We start from the raw sequence: 21,221 nt of genomic DNA on the forward strand, positions 1-21,221 counted from the left end.
GAGACTCGAACACACCTTTATCTGTTCTTATTACGGAGAACAGACACAGTGTGTCGTTTCAATTTTCAGCTTGATCCAGATTTTTAAAGAGCAAATATCTCAAACGTAACTCGATGAGTTAGTTTTGAGATATAAAGGCAGGTGACTTTCACTCACAAACCAGCAAGTGGCGTCCCCTAGGGGATTCGAACCCCTGTTACCGCCGTGAAAGGGCGGTGTCCTGGGCCTCTAGACGAAGGGGACACTGAAGTCTCAATCGCAAGACGCCTTGCTATTCACTTTCTATCAGACAATCTGTGTGGACACTGCAAAGGCAGGTTCTTTAAGGTAAGGAGGTGATCCAACCGCAGGTTCCCCTACGGTTACCTTGTTACGACTTCACCCCAGTCATGAATCACAAAGTGGTAAGCGCCCTCCCGAAGGTTAAGCTACCTACTTCTTTTGCAACCCACTCCCATGGTGTGACGGGCGGTGTGTACAAGGCCCGGGAACGTATTCACCGTAGCATTCTGATCTACGATTACTAGCGATTCCGACTTCATGGAGTCGAGTTGCAGACTCCAATCCGGACTACGACGCACTTTATGAGGTCCGCTTGCTCTCGCGAGGTCGCTTCTCTTTGTATGCGCCATTGTAGCACGTGTGTAGCCCTACTCGTAAGGGCCATGATGACTTGACGTCATCCCCACCTTCCTCCAGTTTATCACTGGCAGTCTCCTTTGAGTTCCCGGCCTAGCCGCTGGCAACAAAGGATAAGGGTTGCGCTCGTTGCGGGACTTAACCCAACATTTCACAACACGAGCTGACGACAGCCATGCAGCACCTGTCTCAGAGTTCCCGAAGGCACCAAGCCATCTCTGGCAAGTTCTCTGGATGTCAAGAGTAGGTAAGGTTCTTCGCGTTGCATCGAATTAAACCACATGCTCCACCGCTTGTGCGGGCCCCCGTCAATTCATTTGAGTTTTAACCTTGCGGCCGTACTCCCCAGGCGGTCGACTTAACGCGTTAGCTCCGGAAGCCACGCCTCAAGGGCACAACCTCCAAGTCGACATCGTTTACGGCGTGGACTACCAGGGTATCTAATCCTGTTTGCTCCCCACGCTTTCGCACCTGAGCGTCAGTCTTTGTCCAGGGGGCCGCCTTCGCCACCGGTATTCCTCCAGATCTCTACGCATTTCACCGCTACACCTGGAATTCTACCCCCCTCTACAAGACTCAAGCCTGCCAGTTTCAAATGCAGTTCCCAGGTTGAGCCCGGGGATTTCACATCTGACTTAACAGACCGCCTGCGTGCGCTTTACGCCCAGTAATTCCGATTAACGCTTGCACCCTCCGTATTACCGCGGCTGCTGGCACGGAGTTAGCCGGTGCTTCTTCTGCGAGTAACGTCAATCACTGTGGTTATTAACCACAATGCCTTCCTCCTCGCTGAAAGTACTTTACAACCCGAAGGCCTTCTTCATACACGCGGCATGGCTGCATCAGGCTTGCGCCCATTGTGCAATATTCCCCACTGCTGCCTCCCGTAGGAGTCTGGACCGTGTCTCAGTTCCAGTGTGGCTGGTCATCCTCTCAGACCAGCTAGGGATCGTCGCCTAGGTGAGCCATTACCCCACCTACTAGCTAATCCCATCTGGGCACATCCGATGGCAAGAGGCCCGAAGGTCCCCCTCTTTGGTCTTGCGACGTTATGCGGTATTAGCTACCGTTTCCAGTAGTTATCCCCCTCCATCAGGCAGTTTCCCAGACATTACTCACCCGTCCGCCACTCGTCACCCGAGAGCAAGCTCTCTGTGCTACCGTTCGACTTGCATGTGTTAGGCCTGCCGCCAGCGTTCAATCTGAGCCATGATCAAACTCTTCAATTTAAGTTTGATGCTCGTGAATTAAACTTCGTAATGAATTACGTGTTCACTCAGAGACTTGGTATTCATTTTTCGTCCGAGGACGTTAAGAATCCATGTCACTTTGAGTGCCCACACAGATTGTCTGATAAATTGTTAAAGAGCAGTGCAACGCGGCTTTCGCTCACCGTTGCGAGGTGGCGTATATTACGCTTTCCTCTTTCAGAGTCAAGCGATTATTTTCGCTTTTCTCCTCAACCGGCCCGGCTGTTTGTGTGAAGTGATTCACATCTGCCGTGTCGATGGAGGCGCATTATAGGGAGTTCTCCGGCGCCCGCAACCCTTAAATGTCATAAAAATGACTGACTGCTGCATTCCCCAGCAAAAGCCCGCCTTATACCTGATTACCCACAGAGTTATCCACAAACATGCTGATATTCTCTGCTATATAGAGGCTAAGGCGGGTTCAGAATCACGCTGCGGTCTGTTCTTTGCGTACCAGAAGGGTGGTAAGTATAAAGGAGAGCACCAGCGAGATCGCCACACCCGCCAGAGCAAAGATAAAGTACGGCCCTATATAAGCAGGCAAACTGAAGATGCTTGACAGGATATAGCCATAGAGGCGCACCCCGAAGAAGGCGATAAAGGCTGATGCCAGCGAGCTGGCCACCGTGGCGGCGATAAAAGCTTTCTTGTAGCGCGTCAGGACGCCAAAGAGTGCCGGTTCGGTAATCCCCAGCAGCGCAGAGATGGCTGCCGACAGCGTAACGGTCTTCTCCTGACGGTCTCGGCTCAGCCGCCAGATAGCAAATGTCGCCCCCGCAATCGCCATATTGGCCATAAACATCATCGGCATCAGCATGTCGTAACCACGGTCGCTGAAGTTTTGCAGGGCAATCGGCGTCATTGCGTGATGCATACCGGTCAGGATCGCCACCGGACGGATAGCCCCGACGATAAGCCCGGCAAAGCTGGCCGACACGCCAAAGAGTCCTTCTATAAAGAAGGCGAGTCCTTTACCCAGCCAAATGCCCACGGGGCCGATCACCACCAGTGCCGCCAGGGCGCCTATAAAGAGGGAAAGCGTTGGTGTGAACACGGTTTTCAATACATCCGGCATAATGCTGTCTACCCAGCGATGGATATAGCTTAATGCCAGCACAGAGAAGATCACCGGAATGACGCTCGAGGCATAGTTAAAGACGGAGACCGGTATGGCATTCATTAACCAGAGCGCGCTGACCGCCCCTTCCTGATGTGTCGCCAGGGCTTTCGCTGCTTCTATTAAGGAGGGATACATCAGACAGGCGGCAACCGCCGCGGCAAGATACTCATTCGTTTTGAAGATCTTTGCCGCCGACACGGCAAGAAAGAAAGGCAGAAAATAGAACACGCCGCTGGCAATCAGGTCGATAACCATAACAGTATCGCTTTTCGCTGATACCAACTTCAGTGCAATCAGCCCGGCCAGCAGCCCTTTTATCATCCCGGCCCCGGCAATGGCCGGAACAATCGGGCCAAACACGCCCGAGACGGTATCCATAAAGAGGGAGACCAGACTTTTACGCCCCTTCGTCGCCGTCGGCGCCTGATCGCCCCCTTGACCGAGTACCTTAACCATTTGCACGTACCAGCTGTTCACTTTCGGCCCAATAATCACCTGAAACTGATCGCTCTGCAGTTGCGCGCCCAGCACGCCCGGCAGATTTTTTATCGCGGTCTGATCAACTTTGTTATCGTCGATAAGATCAAACCGTAGCCGCGTCATACAGTGCCAGACTTTATTAATATTCCCCTGGCCGCCGACCAGATAAATAATATTGTTGATGGCTTCTTGCATCCCCATAAAGACTCCTGCCGGTATGGTTGTTGTTTTATTGATGCTCTGAGAATAATTAACCCCCCCATACAAAACAAACCAATAAAATTTGACACCGCTCACACTTAACCATCTAAAAGACGGTAAAACAATATGCAATGCATAATTGGTACGGTTTTTAATTAAAATAGAATAAAATAACTGACCAAAATAAATAATAAAAAAATGGTTTACCTGTAAACATTTTTGGGGCGATGATATTCCCATTCCGTATTTCCACAGCGCAGCAAAGGAGTTTTTCGTGACGCCTGTGATTATCAAAAATATCGAGTGTTTTATTACGCGCCCGGACCGACATAACCTGGTGACCGTGCGCGTCACCACCGAAAACGGGCCCATTGGACACGGTTGCGCCACCTTCCAGCAACGCCCGCTGGCGGTGAAAACCCTGGTGGATGAGTACCTTAAGCCGCTGCTCATCGGCCGGGATGCCAATAACATCGAAGATCTGTGGCAAATGATGAACGTTAACGCTTACTGGCGTAACGGTCCGGCAATGAACAACGCGATTTCAGGCGTGGATATGGCTCTGTGGGATATTAAAGGGCAACTGGCCGGAATGCCGCTTTATCAGCTGCTGGGTGGAAAAGCCCGTGATGCGATCCCGGCTTACAGCCACGCCAGCGGCGAAACGCTGGAGGAACTCTTTGCCTCCGTTGATAAACTGGTGGCGCAAGGCTATCGGCATATCCGCTGCCAGCTTGGTTTTTATGGCGGAACGCCATCGGCGTTACATGCCCCGGAAAATCCGACGTCAGGGGCCTGGTTCGATCAGCATGAATACATCGCGAATACCGTGGAGATGTTCCGCACCCTGCGCGAAAAATATGGCTGGAAACTCCATTTCTTACACGACGTTCATGAGCGATTATTCCCGCAGCAGGCGGTGCAACTGGCAAAACAACTTGAGCCTTACCAACCCTACTTTATTGAAGATATTTTACCGCCGCAGCAGAGTGCCTGGCTGGAACAGGTTCGCCAGCAGAGCTGCGTGCCGCTGGCGATGGGCGAGCTCTTCAATAATCCCGCTGAATGGCACGAGCTGATTGTGAACCGCCGCATCGACTTTATTCGCTGCCACATCTCGCAGATTGGCGGCATTACACCGGCGCTGAAGCTTGCGCATCTCTGTCAGGCCTTCGGCGTGCGTCTCGCCTGGCATGGCCCCGGCGATATGACCCCTATCGGCGTGGCGGTAAATACGCACCTGAACATTCATTTGCATAATGCCGCCATTCAGGAATTTATTCCGCGTTCTGCCGCCACCGACAGCGTATTCCCTGGCGCGCCTGAGGTGAAAGACGGGTTTGTTTATCCGCCGACAGCGCCCGGCATCGGCACCGCCTTCAATGAAGAGCGAGCTCTGGCCTATCCGTTGGTTTATCGCCCGCATGAATGGACGCAAAGCCGCCTGCCGGACGGCTCGATTCACACGCCCTGATGTTGTCGCCAGGCTAAATTATCGCGGTTATACGGGCTGACCCAGGTGCAGGTGTAGTTGATATCAATAATATCGCTCACCTCAAAGACCCGACCCCCCTCCAGTATTCCACGATTATTAATATGCATTGCTGGGCTGCCTTTTTTGCAGCCCAGTATTACCGCCTGCTCCCGGCTGACGCTGACCGCCCGGTAGGTGGTCAGCATATGGGAAATGATCATTCCTTTATTTAAGACGTACTGCTGAATGGAACGCTCAATCGCCTGCTGATTAAGATCGGGGAAATCGGCGGCCGGCATGCTGGACACTTCCAGCTGTACGAGCTGGTCATCGACGTAGCGCAGGCGGCAAAAGTGCCAGATAAAACTCTCTTCATCGATGCCGAAGATCTGCTGCGCCGCGCGATCGGGCCTCCTCTTATGCAGGCTAATCATCCGGTAACGCATCTGATCGAATCGCTTTTCCGTGATCGAATTATAAATCAGCGGATTATTGCGTGCATGCTCGTTGATCCAGATCCCCGAGCCCTGCACGATCCGCACCACGCCAATACTGACCAGTTTTTCCAGCGCCTGGCGGATGGTGAAACGCGAGACGCCATACTCTTCGGCCAGCTGTCTTTCAGGAGGAAGTTTACGTGGCCCTGCCGTGGTGTCCTGATAGATTTTGCTCAACAGATCCTGGGTCACAAACTCTTTCTTTTTCATTGTTCCATCCTGAAGTCACTCAACGTTGATCGCACCTCAACACTCCGGCAAATCTTGTGCCAGCAAGCGCGGCCAGACTGCCGCCCAGTCGGAGCCATGCCCCAACCCGCTGACCACCTCCGTTTGCACACAGTTCCCCCCCACCGCCTGTTGAAAACGTCTGGCGACGGCGGGCGGCACGGTGGTATCGGCTTCTCCACTGTAGTGGATCTGTGGCAGGACGCGAAGCGTAGGCGCACGATCAATAGCGCTTTCCGCCTCGGGCATCGGACTGACACGGTGCAGGGCATTGACATACGCCACGTCGAGATTGCCCGCCACCGTGCGCAGAGAGCGCACATCATTCCGTCGTTCGGCTAACAGCGCGGCGATATTACCGCCCCCGGAGTAGCCAACCAAATCGAGCTTCACGCCGGGATAACGCTTCACCATCTGGCTGAGCGCCTCATTCATCGCATCAATGACCGCAGGTGAAAAACGATCCTGCGTCCAGATATTTACACGGCAGTGCGCCGGCAAAGGCGGCCCGATAAACTGGCAGGGCCGGGCCAGATAAAGCACATTGGCATGGCTATCCGCCGCCGCCAGCATCAGGCCAACTGGATTACGAGGTGTCGGATTATCCGAGGGTGTGAAGCGGTTTTTCCAGGCAAAGCCATCCCCCTCGATATAGACCCGCAACGAAACAACCGGAGGCGTGATTCGATGCCAGCTGGTAATCGGGAAGGGATCTGTATCAAACTTCTCACTGATCAGACCACTCTCCCTGGCGATTTTTTGTACGGCACCCTGCGGATTGGCTGAAATACATCCCGCCAATAATAAAGATAAATTAATCAATACCGTTCCCTGCATTAAGTGAGGATATATCCTCATTCCGCCACCAGCCTTAAGTCAAATTATAAACATTACAAAAAATATGCAATAAATTCGCCCTGAAATAATTAAGCAGGACTTATTGTTTTCAGCAACGAATTGTATATTCTGCGCCCGAAGATATCGGATTAATCCGAAGAGATCGCCACAACCTTTGCACAATCATCGCTACTTATGACGGAATACCATGGAAAAGAAACGCCTTAGCCAGCTGATCTCCCTGCTGGTTGCATCGACGGCTGCGCACGCCTTCGCAACGTCTCCCGAGTTAATTATCGACACGCCAACGAGTAATATTCAGATCGCTGACGGAAAAGAGCTGGTGCATATTACCCATGCGGGAAGTATCACCGGCACCCCTACCAATGCCTTAACCGTGAACGCGGGCGTCACTGTAACGACACTTACTAATGATGGGATGATTAGCGACACCGTTGATAACCCATTATTGTTAAACAACAATATTGTTCAGATTGATGGAACAATAGATACGCTAAACAATAACGGCACCATCTCCAGCCAGAGCCTGTATCAAAACGGCAGCGTCGTGGCGGTGGGTGCGACGGGGGTGATTAACACCTTCACTAACAGCGGCACGCTCGAGAGGGTTTCGGGCTCTTACAACCTTTTCGGGTATAACAACAACGGTACCTTGAGCAATGCCGGGACTATCGGCACCCTGGTTAATGCCGTGGATGGCAAGATTGTGGGCTATCGCGGCATCAACAATCAGGGCACCATCGACAACCTGAATAATGCCGGCCTTATCTCTTCTGTGAATAACGATAACGGCATATTCATGGGGCAAAAAGGGGCCATTTTTAACAGCGGTACGATTGGCTCCCTGCATAACACCGGAACAATTGAAGGCGGCACGACCGATTATTACGGCAGCTCCGGGATCATCAACCAGGGCATCATTAACGCTATCGTTAATGATGAGAAGATTAACGGCAGCTCCTTCGGCATTATCAACTCCGGCACCCTTAATACCCTTGTTAATAACGGTAACATCACCGCCAACGACACCGCTGTCTATAACAACAGCAATAACAACAGCGTTATTGGCTCCATTGTGAACAACGGTGAAATCTCGGGTAACTGGAGCGGGATTTACATCTGGAACTACAACAACCAGGGCAACACGGAGATCGTCAATAACGGCCTGTTAAGCGGCGGGGGCTATGCCCTGTTTGTTAACGGTAATAATAGCGACACGGTAACCCTCACCAATACCGGCACCATTACCGGTGATATTTACTCCACCAGCACGGCACCATTAACTCTTAACGGTGGCACCACCATGGGCACGCTGACCGGCATCGACGGCGCGACGGGCACCATTACTGGCTCTAATGTCACATTTGGCAGCGGCTCGCTGCTGCTCAACGATAATGTCAGCACGTTTAGCGTTATCCCTGAGTATGGCCTGATGGCAATGCAGATGAGCGACGACATTGAAGTGACGACCGGCACCGTACTGAACGAAGCCGCGTCCCTTCAGGTCAATAACAGCATCAACATTCTGGGTGATTATCATCAGAAAGCGGCCGCAACGCTCATCTCCGGCATCTCCGATCTGGCCGAGGCTAACGGCGATGTGCTTGCCGACGCCGGATATGGTCGTCTGAACGTCAGCGGTAATGCCACTATCGACGCGGGCTCAAGCATCAATCTGCTGCGCACCGGCAGCACCTATAAGTTCGCTGAAGGGCAGCGCTATGTGGTCATCAACGCCAGTGGCGCCCAGACCGACTACCATGCCGATCAGCTGAACTATAAAGCGCTCGGCTACCGTGGTGCGGTCAACGGCACCGTGTATGAAGATGCGACGAGCAAGGCGCTGGTGTTAACCCTGGGCGCAGAGCCGGTCACTCCCGATCCGGTAGAGCCACAGCCCCAGCCGCAGCCGCAGCCTGAGCCGACGCCAGAAGTGACCCCGCCTGTGGTGACCGAGCCTGAGATCGCCCCGCCGGTCGTTACGACCCCGGCACAGCCGACCCAGCCTGCGCCAGCGGAACCCACACCTGCTCAGCCGACCAAACGGGGCTATGCCACTATCCCAAGCGCTACCGCGTCACTGGGCGGGCTGGCGAGCTACTCCGGTATCGCCTCACCGCAACTGCTGAATTTGTATAACGCCTCGCTGGCAATTGAAGATAAACAGGAGGCGAACCGCGTTGGCGAGCGTCTCTCTACCAGCCAGAATCTCAACACCAGCTCAGCGGCAACCGTTGCCATCTCTACCGCTCAGGCCGTAGTGGGTGCTCACATCGATGCCGTGCGTAATCCACAGGCCTCCGGCGTGAGCGGGGTGGCAACCGGTGATGACTACGCAGAAAACTGGATTGTCTGGGGTCAGCCGTTCGGCGGTTATGCCCGCCAGCAGAGCAGTGACGACGTGAGCGGTTACTCAGCGAAATTTGGCGGCCTGATCATCGGTGCCGACCGTGCCCTGGGTGACGCCTGGCGTCTGGGCGCGGCGCTGAACTACAGCAACACCTCCGTACATGGTAAAGACAACCTGAGCGGCAACAACTCCACCGCCGATAACTATGGGGTGATTGGTTATGCGGCCTACACCGGCAATCCGTGGTATCTGAACCTCTCCGCGGGCCTGAACCGTCAGAACTACAGCTCCGTTCGCCGCGCCGATTTCACCGGTTTCTCCGGCGCGGCGCACGGCAAGTTCAACGGCCAGTCGGTCACTCTGCAAAGCGAGCTGGGTTACCCGATCACGCTGCCAGCCGACGTGGTACTGACCCCGCTCGCGGGCCTGACCTACGGTTATCAGCATGTGGAGGGCTACAGCGAAACTGGCGGCAATGGGATGGCGCTGGATGTCAGCAGCACCCATACGCAGTCGGTAGTCAGCGATATCGGCGCCCGCCTGGAGAAAAGCTTCTCCACCGGACTGGGTAATCTGACGCCGTTTGCCCAGCTCTCCTGGATCCACCAGTACGATAACCGCCAGGTCAGCAGCCATGCGACCTATGCCGCCGATGCCGTGGGAGAAACCAGCTTTATCACCAAAGGAGCCTCACCGGTGAAAGATATGGCCGGCGTAGCTATCGGCACCACGCTCTACGACGCCAACGATCTGAGCTTTGACGCGCGTTACGACCTGCAGGCCGGCGACCGTTACCAGGCACACACTTTCAGCCTGCGTTTACGCAAGTCGTTCTGATTGTTATGTCCCTTCAACGGGGCCCTCAGGGGCCCCGTTTTTTTACCCGGGTAAAACATTATGTTTTTAGCACACCTGCAGGCATCCCGTTGAGCGCATAATCTTATGCGCTCAGTTCGTTAAACCGTTCACGGCACAGCTGCTACACTGCCTCAACACCTCCACAAAAAGGCAGATCAACATGTCCGAGAATAACTACCAGCCAGCGAAAGTCTGGGAATGGAAGCAGAACAACAGCGGCGGCGCGTTCGCCAGCATCAACCGCCCAATCTCAGGCGCCACTCACGAGAAAACCCTGCCGGTCGGTTCACATCCGTTGCAGCTTTATTCACTGGGTACGCCAAACGGCCAGAAGGTCACTATTCTGCTGGAAGAGCTGCTGGCGCTCGGCGTCACCGGTGCGGAATATGATGCATGGCTGATCCGCATCGGCGAAGGCGATCAGTTCTCAAGCGGGTTTGTTGAGGTCAACCCGAACTCTAAAATTCCGGCCCTGCGCGACCACTCCACCACGCCGCCAACCCGGGTGTTTGAGTCCGGCAATATCCTGCTCTATCTGGCGGAAAAGTTCGGCCACTTCCTGCCAAAAGATCCGGCTGGACGAGTGGAAACCCTGAACTGGCTATTCTGGCTGCAGGGCGCTGCCCCGTTCCTTGGCGGCGGTTTCGGCCACTTCTATCACTATGCCCCGGTAAAAATCGAGTACGCCATTGATCGCTTCACCATGGAAGCCAAACGTCTGTTCGACGTGCTGGATAAACAGCTGGCGCGGGGTCGCTACGTGGCGGGTGAAGAGTACACCATCGCCGACATTGCCATCTGGCCGTGGTTTGGCAGCGTGGCGCTGGGCCAGGTTTACGGCGCGGCAGAGTTCCTCGATGCCGAAAGCTACAAGAACGTTCAGCGCTGGGCGAAGGATGTCGCCAGCCGTCCGGCGGTGAAGCGCGGGCGTATCGTCAACCGCACCAATGGCGAGCTGAGCGAACAGCTGCATGAGCGCCATGCGGCAAGCGATTTTGATACCAACACTGAAGATAAACGTCAGGGCTAACCCCTGTGCCGGGCGGGCCACCGCCCGGCGACGGTCAGATTACGTTGAGTTTCCCCACTACGGCATTATTGGCCTACCTGGCAAACCGCGCAGCTGGCAGTATCCCCAACGTCTCACTGCATATTTATAAGGGAACAGCCATGAAAACCATGAAAATCACTTTGATGATCGGCGCGCTGATCTTCTCTGCTACCAGCCTGGCGGCAGATAAAACCGCTACCGGGGCGCTGGTGGGTGCCACCATCGGCGCAGTAGCCGGGAAAAGCGTAAAATCCACCGTCGGTGGCGCGGTGGTTGGCGCGGGTACCGGGGCAATGTTTAAAAACGGTGAGAAAGGCAAAGCCGCGCGTAAGGGGGGAGCCATTGGTGCCGCTGTAGGGGCTGGTGCAGCCGCCGTAACCGGCAATAGCGTTCTCAAAGGCGCCGCCCTTGGCGCAGGGGCGGGCGGCCTGGTCGGCGAAGCGACCCACTAATAAAAATGCCAGGTGATTATTCCACCTGGCTTTTTCAGGCCCCTCATTTCTTATTTCCTGGCTGTTTATAAGACCTTCAATATAAGCCTTAACGCAAATCCCTCTCTTTTTTCAACACCATATTTACTTCCATCCAGTAAACTGGCATCAATAATTTCTTTCTTCAGATTATTCGCATGTCAGAAAAGGCGCTGAAACAACAGATTCAGAATCTCAAAAAGCACAATGCCCGGCTTGCCAGGCTGGCGCGTGACGCCCGAAACAAGCTCAGTGCTGCGCTCGACGGAACCGGTCTCTGTTTATGGCAGCTCGACGTTCCTACCGGCAAGCTGATTATCTATAACCGCCGCTGGGGTGCGATGCTGGGCTATCAGCCCAAGGAGCTGAACGCGCAGTTTGAGATCTGGCGTGAGCATCTGCACCCGGATGACAAACAGAACGTGCTGGACGCCTTCTACGATCACCTGCACGGCAAAACCCCCTTCTATGAAGCGCTGCACCGCATGCAGCACAAAAACGGCACCGTCACCTGGGTGCTGGACCGCGGACGGGTGACGGACTGGGATGAAAACGGCAACCCCCTGAAGGTGACCGGCACCCATATCGACATGACCAAAGAGAAGCAGTACGAAGAGCAACTGGCCCAGCTGGCTAATCACGATCCGCTCACTGGCCTTGCCAACCGTCACGCATTGCTTAAGCACTTCGCCCAGCTTAAGGCCCTGGGGCCGCTCAGCATCGCCTTTATCGATCTCGATGATTTTAAAACGGTGAACGACACTTTTGGTCATCGCAGCGGCGATGAGCTGCTGATCCAGATCAGCCAACGCCTGCGCGATGCCTGCCCGCCGGAGGCCATCGTTGGCCGTCTGGGTGGCGATGAGTTTGTGCTACTGCTGCCTTTCCCGCTTTCCAGTGTACTGGTGAACAGCACCGCCCACCGTTGTCTGCAGGCGGCGCTGACGCCGTTCGAGCTGGATAATGGCCAGGCGCAGGTCGGCGCCTCGGTAGGTATTGACGAAGTAATGGAGCAGGATGATTTCGTCAATGCCCTGCGCCGTGCCGACCGATCGATGTACCAGATTAAGCACACCGGCAAAAACGGCGTGGCGATTGGCCAGACGCCGCTCGCCTTCACCCGTACCGGAACAGAACCATGAAAAGCTCCCGTCATCAGGATCTTATCCGCCTGCTGGCGGCCTCCGACTGGCTGACAACAGAGGCGCTGGCCGCCGCGCTTGGCGTGAGTAAAGAGACGATTCGGCGCGATCTGAAACTGCTGCAGCAGCAGGGCAAGATCGTGCGCCATCACGGGCGGGCGCGGGCGATCCACCCGGATCACCGCGACGGCGGAGAGCCCTTTGGCGCGCGGTTGAAAAGTCACTACGCGGATAAAGCCGATATCGCCCGTCATGCGCTGGACTGGGTCAGCGAAGGCATGACGCTGGCCCTGGATGCCAGCTCAACCTGCTTTCACCTGGCGCGGCAGCTGCCGGATATCGCTCTGACGGTCTTTACCAACAGCCTGCCCATCTGTCATGAGATGGCGAAGCGCGAGCGCATCACCCTGATCTGCTCGGGCGGGACGCTGGAGCGCAAATACCGCTGCTATGTGAATCCGGCCCTGGTGACGCTGCTGAAATCGCTGGAAATTGACCTGTTTATCTTCTCGTGTGACGGGGTGGATGAGCAGGGTGTGATGTGGGATCCCACCCCGCACAGCGCCGGGTTTAAATCGCAGCTGCTGGGCCGCGCCAGCCAGTCGCTGCTGCTGATCGACAAAAGCAAGTTTCAGCGCTCCAGCGAAGTGAAAATTGGTCACCTGTCGCAGGTGACGCAATTGATCAGCGACGCGCAGCTTGCCCGGCGTTAGTCTGCCAGACGGAACTTCTGCACCGAACGTTGCAGCTCTTCGGTCTGGCGCTCCAGTGCGGAAGCCGCCGCCGACACCTGCTCCACCAGCGAGGCATTCTGCTGGGTCACGCCGTCCATCTGGGTGATCGCCACCCCAACCTGCGAAATGCCTTTGCTTTGCTCTTCCGAGGCGCTGGCAATCTGCTTCATGATGGTGGTGACGCCAGTAATGTCGCGCAGCACCGCCTCCATGGTGGTGCCAGTCTCGGTCACCAGTTTGGCCCCCTCCTCCACGCGGGAGACGGAGTCAGAGATTAACCCCTCGATCTCTTTTGCCGCGTTCGCGCTGCGGCTGGCGAGATTCCGTACCTCACCGGCTACCACCGCAAAGCCACGCCCCTGCTCGCCCGCCCGCGCCGCTTCCACCGCCGCGTTGAGGGCCAGAATATTGGTCTGGAAGGCGATGCTGTTGATGACGCTGGTGATCTCCGCAATCTTCTTCGAACTGATGGAGATCCCGGTCATGGTACTGACCACATTTTCCACCAGCGCGCCGCCGCGACTGGCGCTGACAGAGGCGACGTCCGCCAACTCGCTGGCCTGCCGGGCATTATCCGCGTTTAGCTTCACCGTGGCGGTGAGCTGCTCCATGCTGGCGGCGGTCTCTTCCAGCGCCGCTGCCTGCTCTTCGGTACGGGACGAGAGATCGTTATTGCCGCTGGAGATCTCCGTCGCCCCGCGCCAGATGTTCTCGCTGCCGTTGCGGATGGTGCTCACCGCCTCGCGCAGGCTCTCCTGCATCGCCGTCAGCAACGGTACCAGCTGGCCCACACAGTTACGGCCAAAAGGCGCGATCGGCTGGCTAAGATCCCCCTGCGCAATCAGGCGGAAATGGTGGCGGAGCTGCTCAAGAGGTTTCACCAGCATGGCAACCAGATAACGGTCAGCGAACAGCAGGATCAGCAGGCCGATAATCGTTGCGGTAATCATTACCGTGCGGGTAGTGCTGGTGAAGCCATCCACCGTCACCCGGGTGGTGTCGAGGATCGTGTCGGCGGCCTTATTGAACTGTCCGGCGCTCTCGCCAAAGGCGCGGCTTAGCGGTGGGGTGACATTGTTCGCCTGCTGGCGATAGCCCTCAAGGTTGCCCTGCTGAGCCAGCTGCATCTGGGGCTTAACGCCGTTATCCAGCAACGCCTGCCAGCTGGCGATCACCCGGGCGGAGACGTCGGCATCCATTGGCCCCGGCGACATGGCTTTCAGCTCGTCGAGCCTGATGCTCATGGTATCCAGCGCCTGCTGCACAGCGGCAAAATCGGCCTTGCCGCCTGCCGCCTGCGTCTCCATCGCGCGGCTCAGCCGGGTAACAAAACGGAAGTATTGATCGTTGCCCTGGCTGAGCACCGTCATCTGTCTGACCAGCTGGCGATCGACCTCATTGCCATCCGCCACACGGGAGAGCGCCCATGAGCCATACAATCCCACGCCCGCCCACATTAAACAGAAGATACCCAGAATCGTCAGCATCACGAACCGGATTGTAAGATTACGAAATATACGCATAACTCTTTCCTTGCCTGAGGGAGATGTCGCCCGGAGGCGAGTATTACCCTCGTTATCGGCAAGAAAAGGCGAAGCAATACCTTTTCCTGGTTATTTTTATAAAACTTTTCATTTCTGTTTACCGGGCCGGAAAAGGATAATCACGCCAGGACAAATACCCCTCTAAATAACGTGATATTAGATTTCATAAAATTTACAAATGTAAATCAGGCTCTCCATTCATAATCCACATAACTCTAAAGGGTTAGTCCTCCGATCTCTCTTGACAGAGAATTTTCCTGTTCAAGCGGAAAAAGTCTTACTTTTTGTACGTTAATAAAACTGTAACATTCACAAAACAGATATATTTAGAAAAACCAATCATTTGTTTTTATAAAAATGGTCATTTAATGGCTTGATATAATTTCAAATTTCATTACACCCTTTTCGTCTGAGAAAGTTCTTAATTACGCATATCTGGTTTAAAAAGAATTCACTTTGATCCGGTTATAAGAGATGAAGAAATGCGTATTTCAATGAAAAGGACCTTGTTGTCACAGTGTGTATTACTGTCACTTGCCTCGTTTGCTGCCCAGGCAGGCGAGACCCCTGCCACGCCTTGCCAGAATGGTGACACCACCCAGACCTGCGGCCTGAAAGAATATCCGGACGGCAGTTTCTATCAGGATCCAGGGGTCACTGATGCCGTTATGGCAAATGAAACAGCAACCAATATTTATATGGATGGTGACCGTAAAACAGACGATACGCAGACCTTAACTGTGACAGGTACGGACATGTCCGGTTATTATATTCAGGGAAGCAATGGCGGTACCGTGAATATTAACGTCACTGACAATGCCAAAGTGGATATGATTGAAGTCGGTTCCGCATTCAAGACCACCAATACAACGATCAACGTCAATGACTCCACGCTGAACGGCCAGAACAGCGACGGGGCCTATCAGCGAGACAAAGATTATATGATGGGCGCCGCCATCTATCTCGACCCGCTCGATGCAGGGTACCACGACGTGAATATCAGCAACGACAGCGCACTGCATGGCAGTATTATCAGCGCCGGTCAGGGCACCCAAACCATCGCCATGAGCGACAGCATCATGGATAATGGCGGTATCTACGTCGGCAGCGATAAATCCGATACCTCCCTTACCCTGACGAACGCCAGCGTGGATGCAACTAACAGCCAGGTGGCGCAAAATCTCGATACCATCGTAGAAACACTGAGCCAGTACCAGCCCTTCCAGAATATCAACGTTGATGCCTTTAGCGATCTGGCAGTGGCACTGTACGGTACCACTCAGGATACGCTGGCACTGAACAACAGCACCGTGACCGGCGACATCGGGGTTATTAACGAAAAAGGCCAGACCAACCTGTCATTCACCAATAACAGCGTCGTGAACGGCAATGTGACGCTGGACGGTAACTCCACCAATACCGTTCTGGTGGATAACAGCACCATTAATGGCGACCTGAATGCCAGCCAGAACAGTGGCGATACCACCATTACTCTGCAAAACGGTGCTAACGTTGACGGCAATATTACGACCGGCGCAGGCGATGATACGGTGGTCCTGGTGAATGATTCCCACGTCACCGGTAATGTCAGCGGCGGAGACGGCAACGATACCCTGTCGATGGATGCGGGTAGCTCTATTTCCGGGCAAATTAATCAGTTTGAAACTGTGAATACCACCAGCGATAACAGCATCAGCCTCGACACCATTAACGATTCAACTACATGGAGTCTGCAAAACGGCTCCACCCTGACCGCCGACACCACGGGTAGTAATGCCGTAGTGAACATGAGCACCGATAGCCGGGTTAACTTCGGCCAGATCACCGGCTCCCGTAACGCTGTGGTAGTCAATAACATTACCTCTTCGGCGCTCAATCAGCAGAACATCGTGCTGGGGTCCTTTACCACGACTACGGCAACCACCACGCCGGAAACGGCCGCCAATGCGACCTTCAGCAACGGTCAGCAGCAGGTTGAAAACCGCAGCGCGGCTTATAACTACAACAATGCTCTGAGCATTGTGCCTGGCGATAACAGCCAGGACTGGAATATTGTCTTTAACAGCTCACGTGGCGCACTGGCCAGCGATGTCCAGGGATTAGTCGCCGGGCTGGATGCAGCCGAACAGGCGGGCCATCAGGTCACTGATGACATCGCCAGCCATTTGGATCGCCTGCACTTTGCTGGCCTGACAGGTGAACAGCAGGAAGGGGCCCAGCTGTGGGGAGATTTCCTCTATCAGAACGGTAACTTCAGCAACGATGTGGATTACAAGAGCATCACTCAGGGCGCACAGGGAGGCGTTGACTGGACGGCGTACCTCGCTAACGGGGACAGCGTAACCGGCGGCGTGGCACTGGCCTGGACCCGTAGCCGCGTTGAAGATACCGCCAACGGCCCGGACAGCTTCAAGGACACCGTCTATGGTAACTACTACAGCCTGTATGGCGGCTGGCAGCAGGCGCTGAACGGTCGTCAGTGGGGCATGTTCGCCGACGCCAGCTTCAGCTATGGCGATATGCGCTACTCCCTCTCCGCGCATAACGTCACTGGCGACACCAGCGGCATGACCGAAGCGCTGCACGGCTCCACAGACGGTAGCCTGTATATGGCTCAGGCTCGTACCGGGGTGAACGTGCTGCTGCCAGGCGAAACCGTACTGCAACCATACGCCATCCTCGGCTGGGATCAGACCAAAGCTAACGGCTTCTCCGACAGAGAAGTGACCTTTGCTGACAGCCAGGTCTCCTCCTGGAACGGCGGCGCGGGTCTGCGTCTGACCACCACCCTGACCGATCTGAACAAAAACGTGCAGATCATGCCATGGCTGGATGCCCGCGTGCAGAAAGAGTTCAGCGATGATACCGATATCCAGGCAGCGGATTATCACAACACCGCAGGTCATAACAACAGCATGGGAATGTTTGGTGCGGGCGTGAATGCCACTATCGCGCACAACTTCTCGATAAATACCGGCATTTACTATGGCACGGGCGATGTCGATAACGACGCCAGTGTTCAAGCAGGTATGAGCTACAGCTTCTGATGACCACGCCTACCCGGCAGCCTGAGGCTGCCGGGTATTTTCTTAACTCAAATATTTCTCAAACCATCCCAGGGTTCTTTTCCACGCTAATTCGGCAGCAGGTTCGTCGTAACGCGGGGTAGAGTCATTATGGAACCCGTGGTTGACCCCCGGATAGATCCAGGCTTCGTACACCTTACCGTTAGCTTTAAGCGCGGCCTCATAGGCAGGCCACCCCTCGTTAACATTCTTGTCGTGCTCGGCGTAATGCAGCAGCAGCGGCGCCTTAATTTTGGCGACATCCGCCGCCGGTGGCTGGCGGCCATAAAAAGGGACCGCGCAGGCCAGCTCTGGCCAGGCGACTGCGGCGGCATTAGAGACACCGCCGCCGTAGCAAAAACCGGTGATCCCCACTTTACCGGTAGCGTCCGGGTGTTTTTGCATAAACCCGATGGCGGCAAAGAAGTCATTCATCAGCTTCGTCGGATCGACCTTCTGCTGCAGGATCTTGCCCTCCTCATCATTGCCGGGGTAACCGCCCACCGAACTTAAACCATCCGGCGCCAGGGCGATGTAGCCCGCTTTCGCTACCCGGCGAGCCACGTCCTCAATGTAGGGATTGAGCCCGCGGTTTTCGTGAACCACCACCACCGCCGGCACTTTGCCGGTGGCTTTGGCCGGTTTCACCAGATAGCCGCGCACCTGGCCATGGCCGTCCGGGGAGGGATAGGTGATGTATTCGGGCAGGATATCGGGATCGGTGAATTTCACCTGCTCCGCGAGGGCGTAATTGGGCTTAAGCATATTAAACAGCGCCAGCGCCGTGACGCCGCCAACCGCATAACGGGCAGCCAGATTGAGGAACTCACGTTTGTTGATTTTGCCGTGAGCGTAATAGTCGTAGTAGTCGAGCAATTCCTGAGGAAAGTCTTTGGCGGTCATACGCGTCATCGCATATCTCCATGAATTGTGAACGAACTAAGGTTAGAATAGAAACGCTGTTTCGAAAATCAATCACTAAGAAAGGAGACATCATGCCCTGGAACGCCTCCCCTGACCGCTACGAGACGATGCAGTACCGTTACTGCGGTAAAAGCGGCCTGCGCTTACCCGCCCTGTCACTCGGCCTGTGGCACAGCTTCGGCCACGTCCACGCCCTCGACTCACAGCGCGCCCTGCTGCGAAAAGCCTTCGATTGCGGCATCACCCATTTCGATCTCGCCAATAACTATGGCCCACCGCCGGGCAGCGCGGAGGAAAATTTTGGCCGCCTGCTGCGCGATGATTTCGCGGCTTATCGCGACGAACTGATTATCTCCACCAAAGCGGGCTATGACATGTGGCCGGGGCCTTACGGTGCGGGGGGTTCGCGCAAGTATCTGCTCGCCAGCCTCGATCAAAGCCTCAAGCGGATGGGGCTGGACTACGTGGATATCTTCTATTCACACCGGGTCGATGAAAACACGCCAATGGAGGAGACCGCTTCTGCGCTGGCGCAGGCGGTGCAGAGCGGGAAAGCGCTGTACGTGGGCATTTCCTCCTGGTCGCCGGAGCGGACCCAGAAAATGGCGGAGCTGCTGCGCGAGTGGAAAATCCCGCTGCTTATCCACCAGCCCTCATACAACCTGCTTAACCGCTGGGTGGACAAGAGCGGCTTACTGGATACCCTGGCCGCTAACGGCACCGGCTGCATCGCCTTTACGCCGCTGGCCCAGGGGCTGTTGACCGGAAAATACCTGAACGGCATTCCTGACGGCTCCCGCATGCAGCGTGAGGGCAAAAAGGCGCGCGGCCTGACGGAAAATATGCTGACCGAAGCCAACCTGAACAGCCTGCGTTTGCTCAATGAGATGGCCCAGGCGCGCGGACAGACGATGGCGCAGATGGCGCTGAGCTGGCTGCTGAAAGATGAGCGTGTCACCTCGGTACTGATTGGCGCCAGCCGGACGGAGCAGCTGGAGGAGAATGTGCAGGCGCTGAATAACCTGCACTTTAGCGAAGAGGAGCTGCAGCGGATTGACCAGCATGTGGCCGACGGGCAGCTGAATCTGTGGCAAGCCTCTTCGGATAAATAATTTCAGCGGATGGTGTCGGGTGGCGCTGCGCTTACCCGACCTACAGGCCCCCGTAGGCCTGATAAGCGCAGCGCCATCAGGCGTTTTGTCTTATTTGCGGCTCAGCTTGTCCAGATATCCCATCACAAATGCCGACAGCACAAACGTGAGGTGGATAATCACGTACCACATCATCTTGTTGTCAGGGATATTTTTGGCATCCATGAACACCCGCAGCAGGTGAATGGAGGAGATCGCCACAATCGACGCCGCCACTTTGTTTTTCAGCGACGACGCATCCATTTTGCCAAGCCAGCTCAGCTTCTCTTTATCTGCGGAGATATCCAGCTGCGAGACGAAATTTTCGTAGCCCGAAAACATCACCATCACCAGCAGGCCGCCCACCAGCGTCATATCCACCAGCGACAGCAAAAGCAGGATCAGGTCAGATTCAGCGATGCTGAATATATGCGGCAGAACGTGAAAAATTTCCTGAAAGAATTTAATACAGAGCGCCACCAGCGCCAGCGAGAGGCCAAAATAGACCGGGGCTAACAACCAGCGGGAGGCATACATTGCGTTTTCAAAAAAGCGTTCCATAGAGTCCTGTCTGCAAACGAAACCAGTGTGCAGTATATCGCAATGGCCCAAATTGTTTGCAACAACTAAACAACAGGTCCCCTACACTTGCTCAGGCTTTACCACCGGGCGCTGATACTCAGGCCACACCAGCACCACCAGCGAGGGATACGCCTCGAGGCTGAACTCGCGAAAACACTGGCGCAGGTTCATCACCTCCAGATCGGTGTGCGACACTTTTTCGCCGTTCAGGCAGCGCTTCTTGATATTGTCGTAATATTTGTAGACCGCCGAGTTAAGATCGCTGCAACGACGCTGCGCCTCAAACAGGTCAGGAATGCTATTTATTTCCACCATATTCATTCGTTTAATTGTGGCATGGAGGAAATCAATATATTCATGGTTAACGCGCCAGTACCAAACCGGGGTAATCGCATTCATTAACACAGAAAAATGGTCTTCGCCCTCTTCTTTTGACATCCGCTCCGGCTGAGGCGGGACGTGCGCGCTCCCCACATCGCTACTTTTATTGAACTCGCGCATCAATAAAAGAACTACGGCGGTAAGCAATAACAAAGTAATGACAGTATAAAAAATGCTGTTCATATAGGCAGGCTCCATTTTTTTTGATTTTAAATTTGCCTCATGTTATTGTCAACGAATCTC

15 protein-coding genes, 1 tRNA gene and 1 rRNA gene are annotated in these 21,221 nt (G+C 54.9%); 8 read left to right on the forward strand and 9 right to left on the reverse strand.

Annotated features, from left to right (window positions below; genetic code table 11):
• Positions 1-167: 167 nt before the first annotated feature.
• The 3 genes from C2U54_RS00625 to C2U54_RS00635 form a co-directional block, all read right to left on the reverse strand.
• Positions 168-243, reverse strand: a tRNA-Glu gene (locus tag C2U54_RS00625).
• Positions 244-328: 85 nt separating this feature from the next.
• Positions 329-1,868: ribosomal RNA gene (locus C2U54_RS00630) — 16S ribosomal RNA — on the reverse strand.
• Between the two features lie 448 nt (positions 1,869-2,316).
• Entirely contained in the window at positions 2,317-3,690 is a 1,374-nt protein-coding gene (locus C2U54_RS00635; RefSeq protein WP_103176941.1) for a PTS transporter subunit EIIC, read from the reverse strand.
• A 274-nt stretch (positions 3,691-3,964) separates the two neighbouring features.
• On the opposite strand from C2U54_RS00635, the gene C2U54_RS00640 reads away from it, so the two are divergent.
• Positions 3,965-5,164 carry an enolase C-terminal domain-like protein gene (locus C2U54_RS00640; protein ID WP_103176942.1) on the forward strand — a complete coding sequence of 400 codons (1,200 nt, stop codon included), beginning with the start codon at positions 3,965-3,967 and terminating at the stop codon, positions 5,162-5,164.
• Here C2U54_RS00640 and C2U54_RS00645 read toward each other — a convergent pair.
• Both C2U54_RS00645 and C2U54_RS00650 read right to left on the reverse strand, forming a co-directional pair.
• Positions 5,152-5,871, reverse strand: coding sequence for a GntR family transcriptional regulator (locus C2U54_RS00645; RefSeq protein WP_103176943.1), 720 nt, complete (start codon positions 5,869-5,871; stop codon positions 5,152-5,154). The two genes, C2U54_RS00640 and C2U54_RS00645, sit on opposite strands and share 13 nt — an antisense overlap.
• Before the next feature lie 36 nt (positions 5,872-5,907).
• Positions 5,908-6,747, reverse strand: a complete 840-nt coding sequence (locus tag C2U54_RS00650; protein WP_103176944.1) for an alpha/beta hydrolase — start codon at positions 6,745-6,747, stop codon at positions 5,908-5,910.
• 187 nt (positions 6,748-6,934) lie between these two features.
• Here C2U54_RS00650 and C2U54_RS00655 point away from each other — a divergent pair, with 187 nt between their 5' ends.
• The 5 genes from C2U54_RS00655 to fucR all read left to right on the forward strand — a co-directional run bounded on the left by C2U54_RS00655 (position 6,935) and on the right by fucR (position 13,331).
• Positions 6,935-9,934 carry an autotransporter family protein gene (locus C2U54_RS00655; protein ID WP_103176945.1) on the forward strand — a complete coding sequence of 1,000 codons (3,000 nt, stop codon included), beginning with the start codon at positions 6,935-6,937 and terminating at the stop codon, positions 9,932-9,934.
• Between the two features lie 181 nt (positions 9,935-10,115).
• Complete coding sequence (gene yghU / locus C2U54_RS00660) at positions 10,116-10,985, forward strand: glutathione-dependent disulfide-bond oxidoreductase (RefSeq protein WP_103176946.1); 870 nt, start codon at positions 10,116-10,118, stop codon at positions 10,983-10,985.
• Positions 10,986-11,125: 140 nt separating this feature from the next.
• Positions 11,126-11,458, forward strand: coding sequence for a glycine zipper family protein (locus C2U54_RS00665; protein ID WP_103176947.1), 333 nt, complete (start codon positions 11,126-11,128; stop codon positions 11,456-11,458).
• Positions 11,459-11,634: 176 nt separating this feature from the next.
• Positions 11,635-12,618 carry a sensor domain-containing diguanylate cyclase gene (locus tag C2U54_RS00670; RefSeq protein ID WP_103176948.1) on the forward strand — a complete coding sequence of 328 codons (984 nt, stop codon included), beginning with the start codon at positions 11,635-11,637 and terminating at the stop codon, positions 12,616-12,618.
• On the forward strand, positions 12,615-13,331 hold the full coding sequence (fucR, locus tag C2U54_RS00675) for an L-fucose operon activator (protein WP_103176949.1): 717 nt from the start codon (positions 12,615-12,617) through the stop codon (positions 13,329-13,331). Before C2U54_RS00670 ends, fucR begins: the two co-directional genes overlap by 4 nt.
• Here fucR and C2U54_RS00680 read toward each other — a convergent pair.
• Entirely contained in the window at positions 13,328-14,875 is a 1,548-nt protein-coding gene (locus C2U54_RS00680) for a methyl-accepting chemotaxis protein (RefSeq protein ID WP_103176950.1), read from the reverse strand. The two genes, fucR and C2U54_RS00680, sit on opposite strands and share 4 nt — an antisense overlap.
• Positions 14,876-15,390: 515 nt before the next feature.
• Here C2U54_RS00680 and C2U54_RS00685 point away from each other — a divergent pair.
• Entirely contained in the window at positions 15,391-17,943 is a 2,553-nt protein-coding gene (locus C2U54_RS00685) for an autotransporter domain-containing protein (protein ID WP_233210475.1), read from the forward strand.
• A 42-nt stretch (positions 17,944-17,985) separates the two neighbouring features.
• Here the strand turns inward: C2U54_RS00685 and yghX are convergent, their stop codons facing one another.
• Complete coding sequence (gene yghX, locus C2U54_RS00690) at positions 17,986-18,873, reverse strand: YghX family hydrolase (RefSeq protein WP_103176952.1); 888 nt, start codon at positions 18,871-18,873, stop codon at positions 17,986-17,988.
• 83 nt (positions 18,874-18,956) lie between these two features.
• Between yghX and C2U54_RS00695 the strand changes: the two genes are divergently transcribed.
• Positions 18,957-19,997, forward strand: coding sequence for an aldo/keto reductase (locus C2U54_RS00695; RefSeq protein ID WP_103176953.1), 1,041 nt, complete (start codon positions 18,957-18,959; stop codon positions 19,995-19,997).
• A gap of 90 nt (positions 19,998-20,087) precedes the next feature.
• On the opposite strand, the gene C2U54_RS00700 is transcribed toward C2U54_RS00695, so the two are convergent.
• The gene (locus C2U54_RS00700; protein ID WP_103176954.1) at positions 20,088-20,576 is read right to left on the reverse strand and encodes a TIGR00645 family protein; all 489 of its coding nucleotides are present in this window, start codon (positions 20,574-20,576) and stop codon (positions 20,088-20,090) included.
• A gap of 81 nt (positions 20,577-20,657) precedes the next feature.
• Positions 20,658-21,161: an ESA_00282 family adhesion-associated protein gene (locus C2U54_RS00705; protein ID WP_103176955.1), complete on the reverse strand. Its 504-nt coding sequence runs from the start codon at positions 21,159-21,161 to the stop codon at positions 20,658-20,660.
• Between the last annotated feature and the right edge of the window lie 60 nt (positions 21,162-21,221).

The organism is Leclercia sp. LSNIH1, from assembly GCF_002902985.1.
Taxonomy (GTDB): Bacteria; Pseudomonadota; Gammaproteobacteria; order Enterobacterales; family Enterobacteriaceae; genus Enterobacter.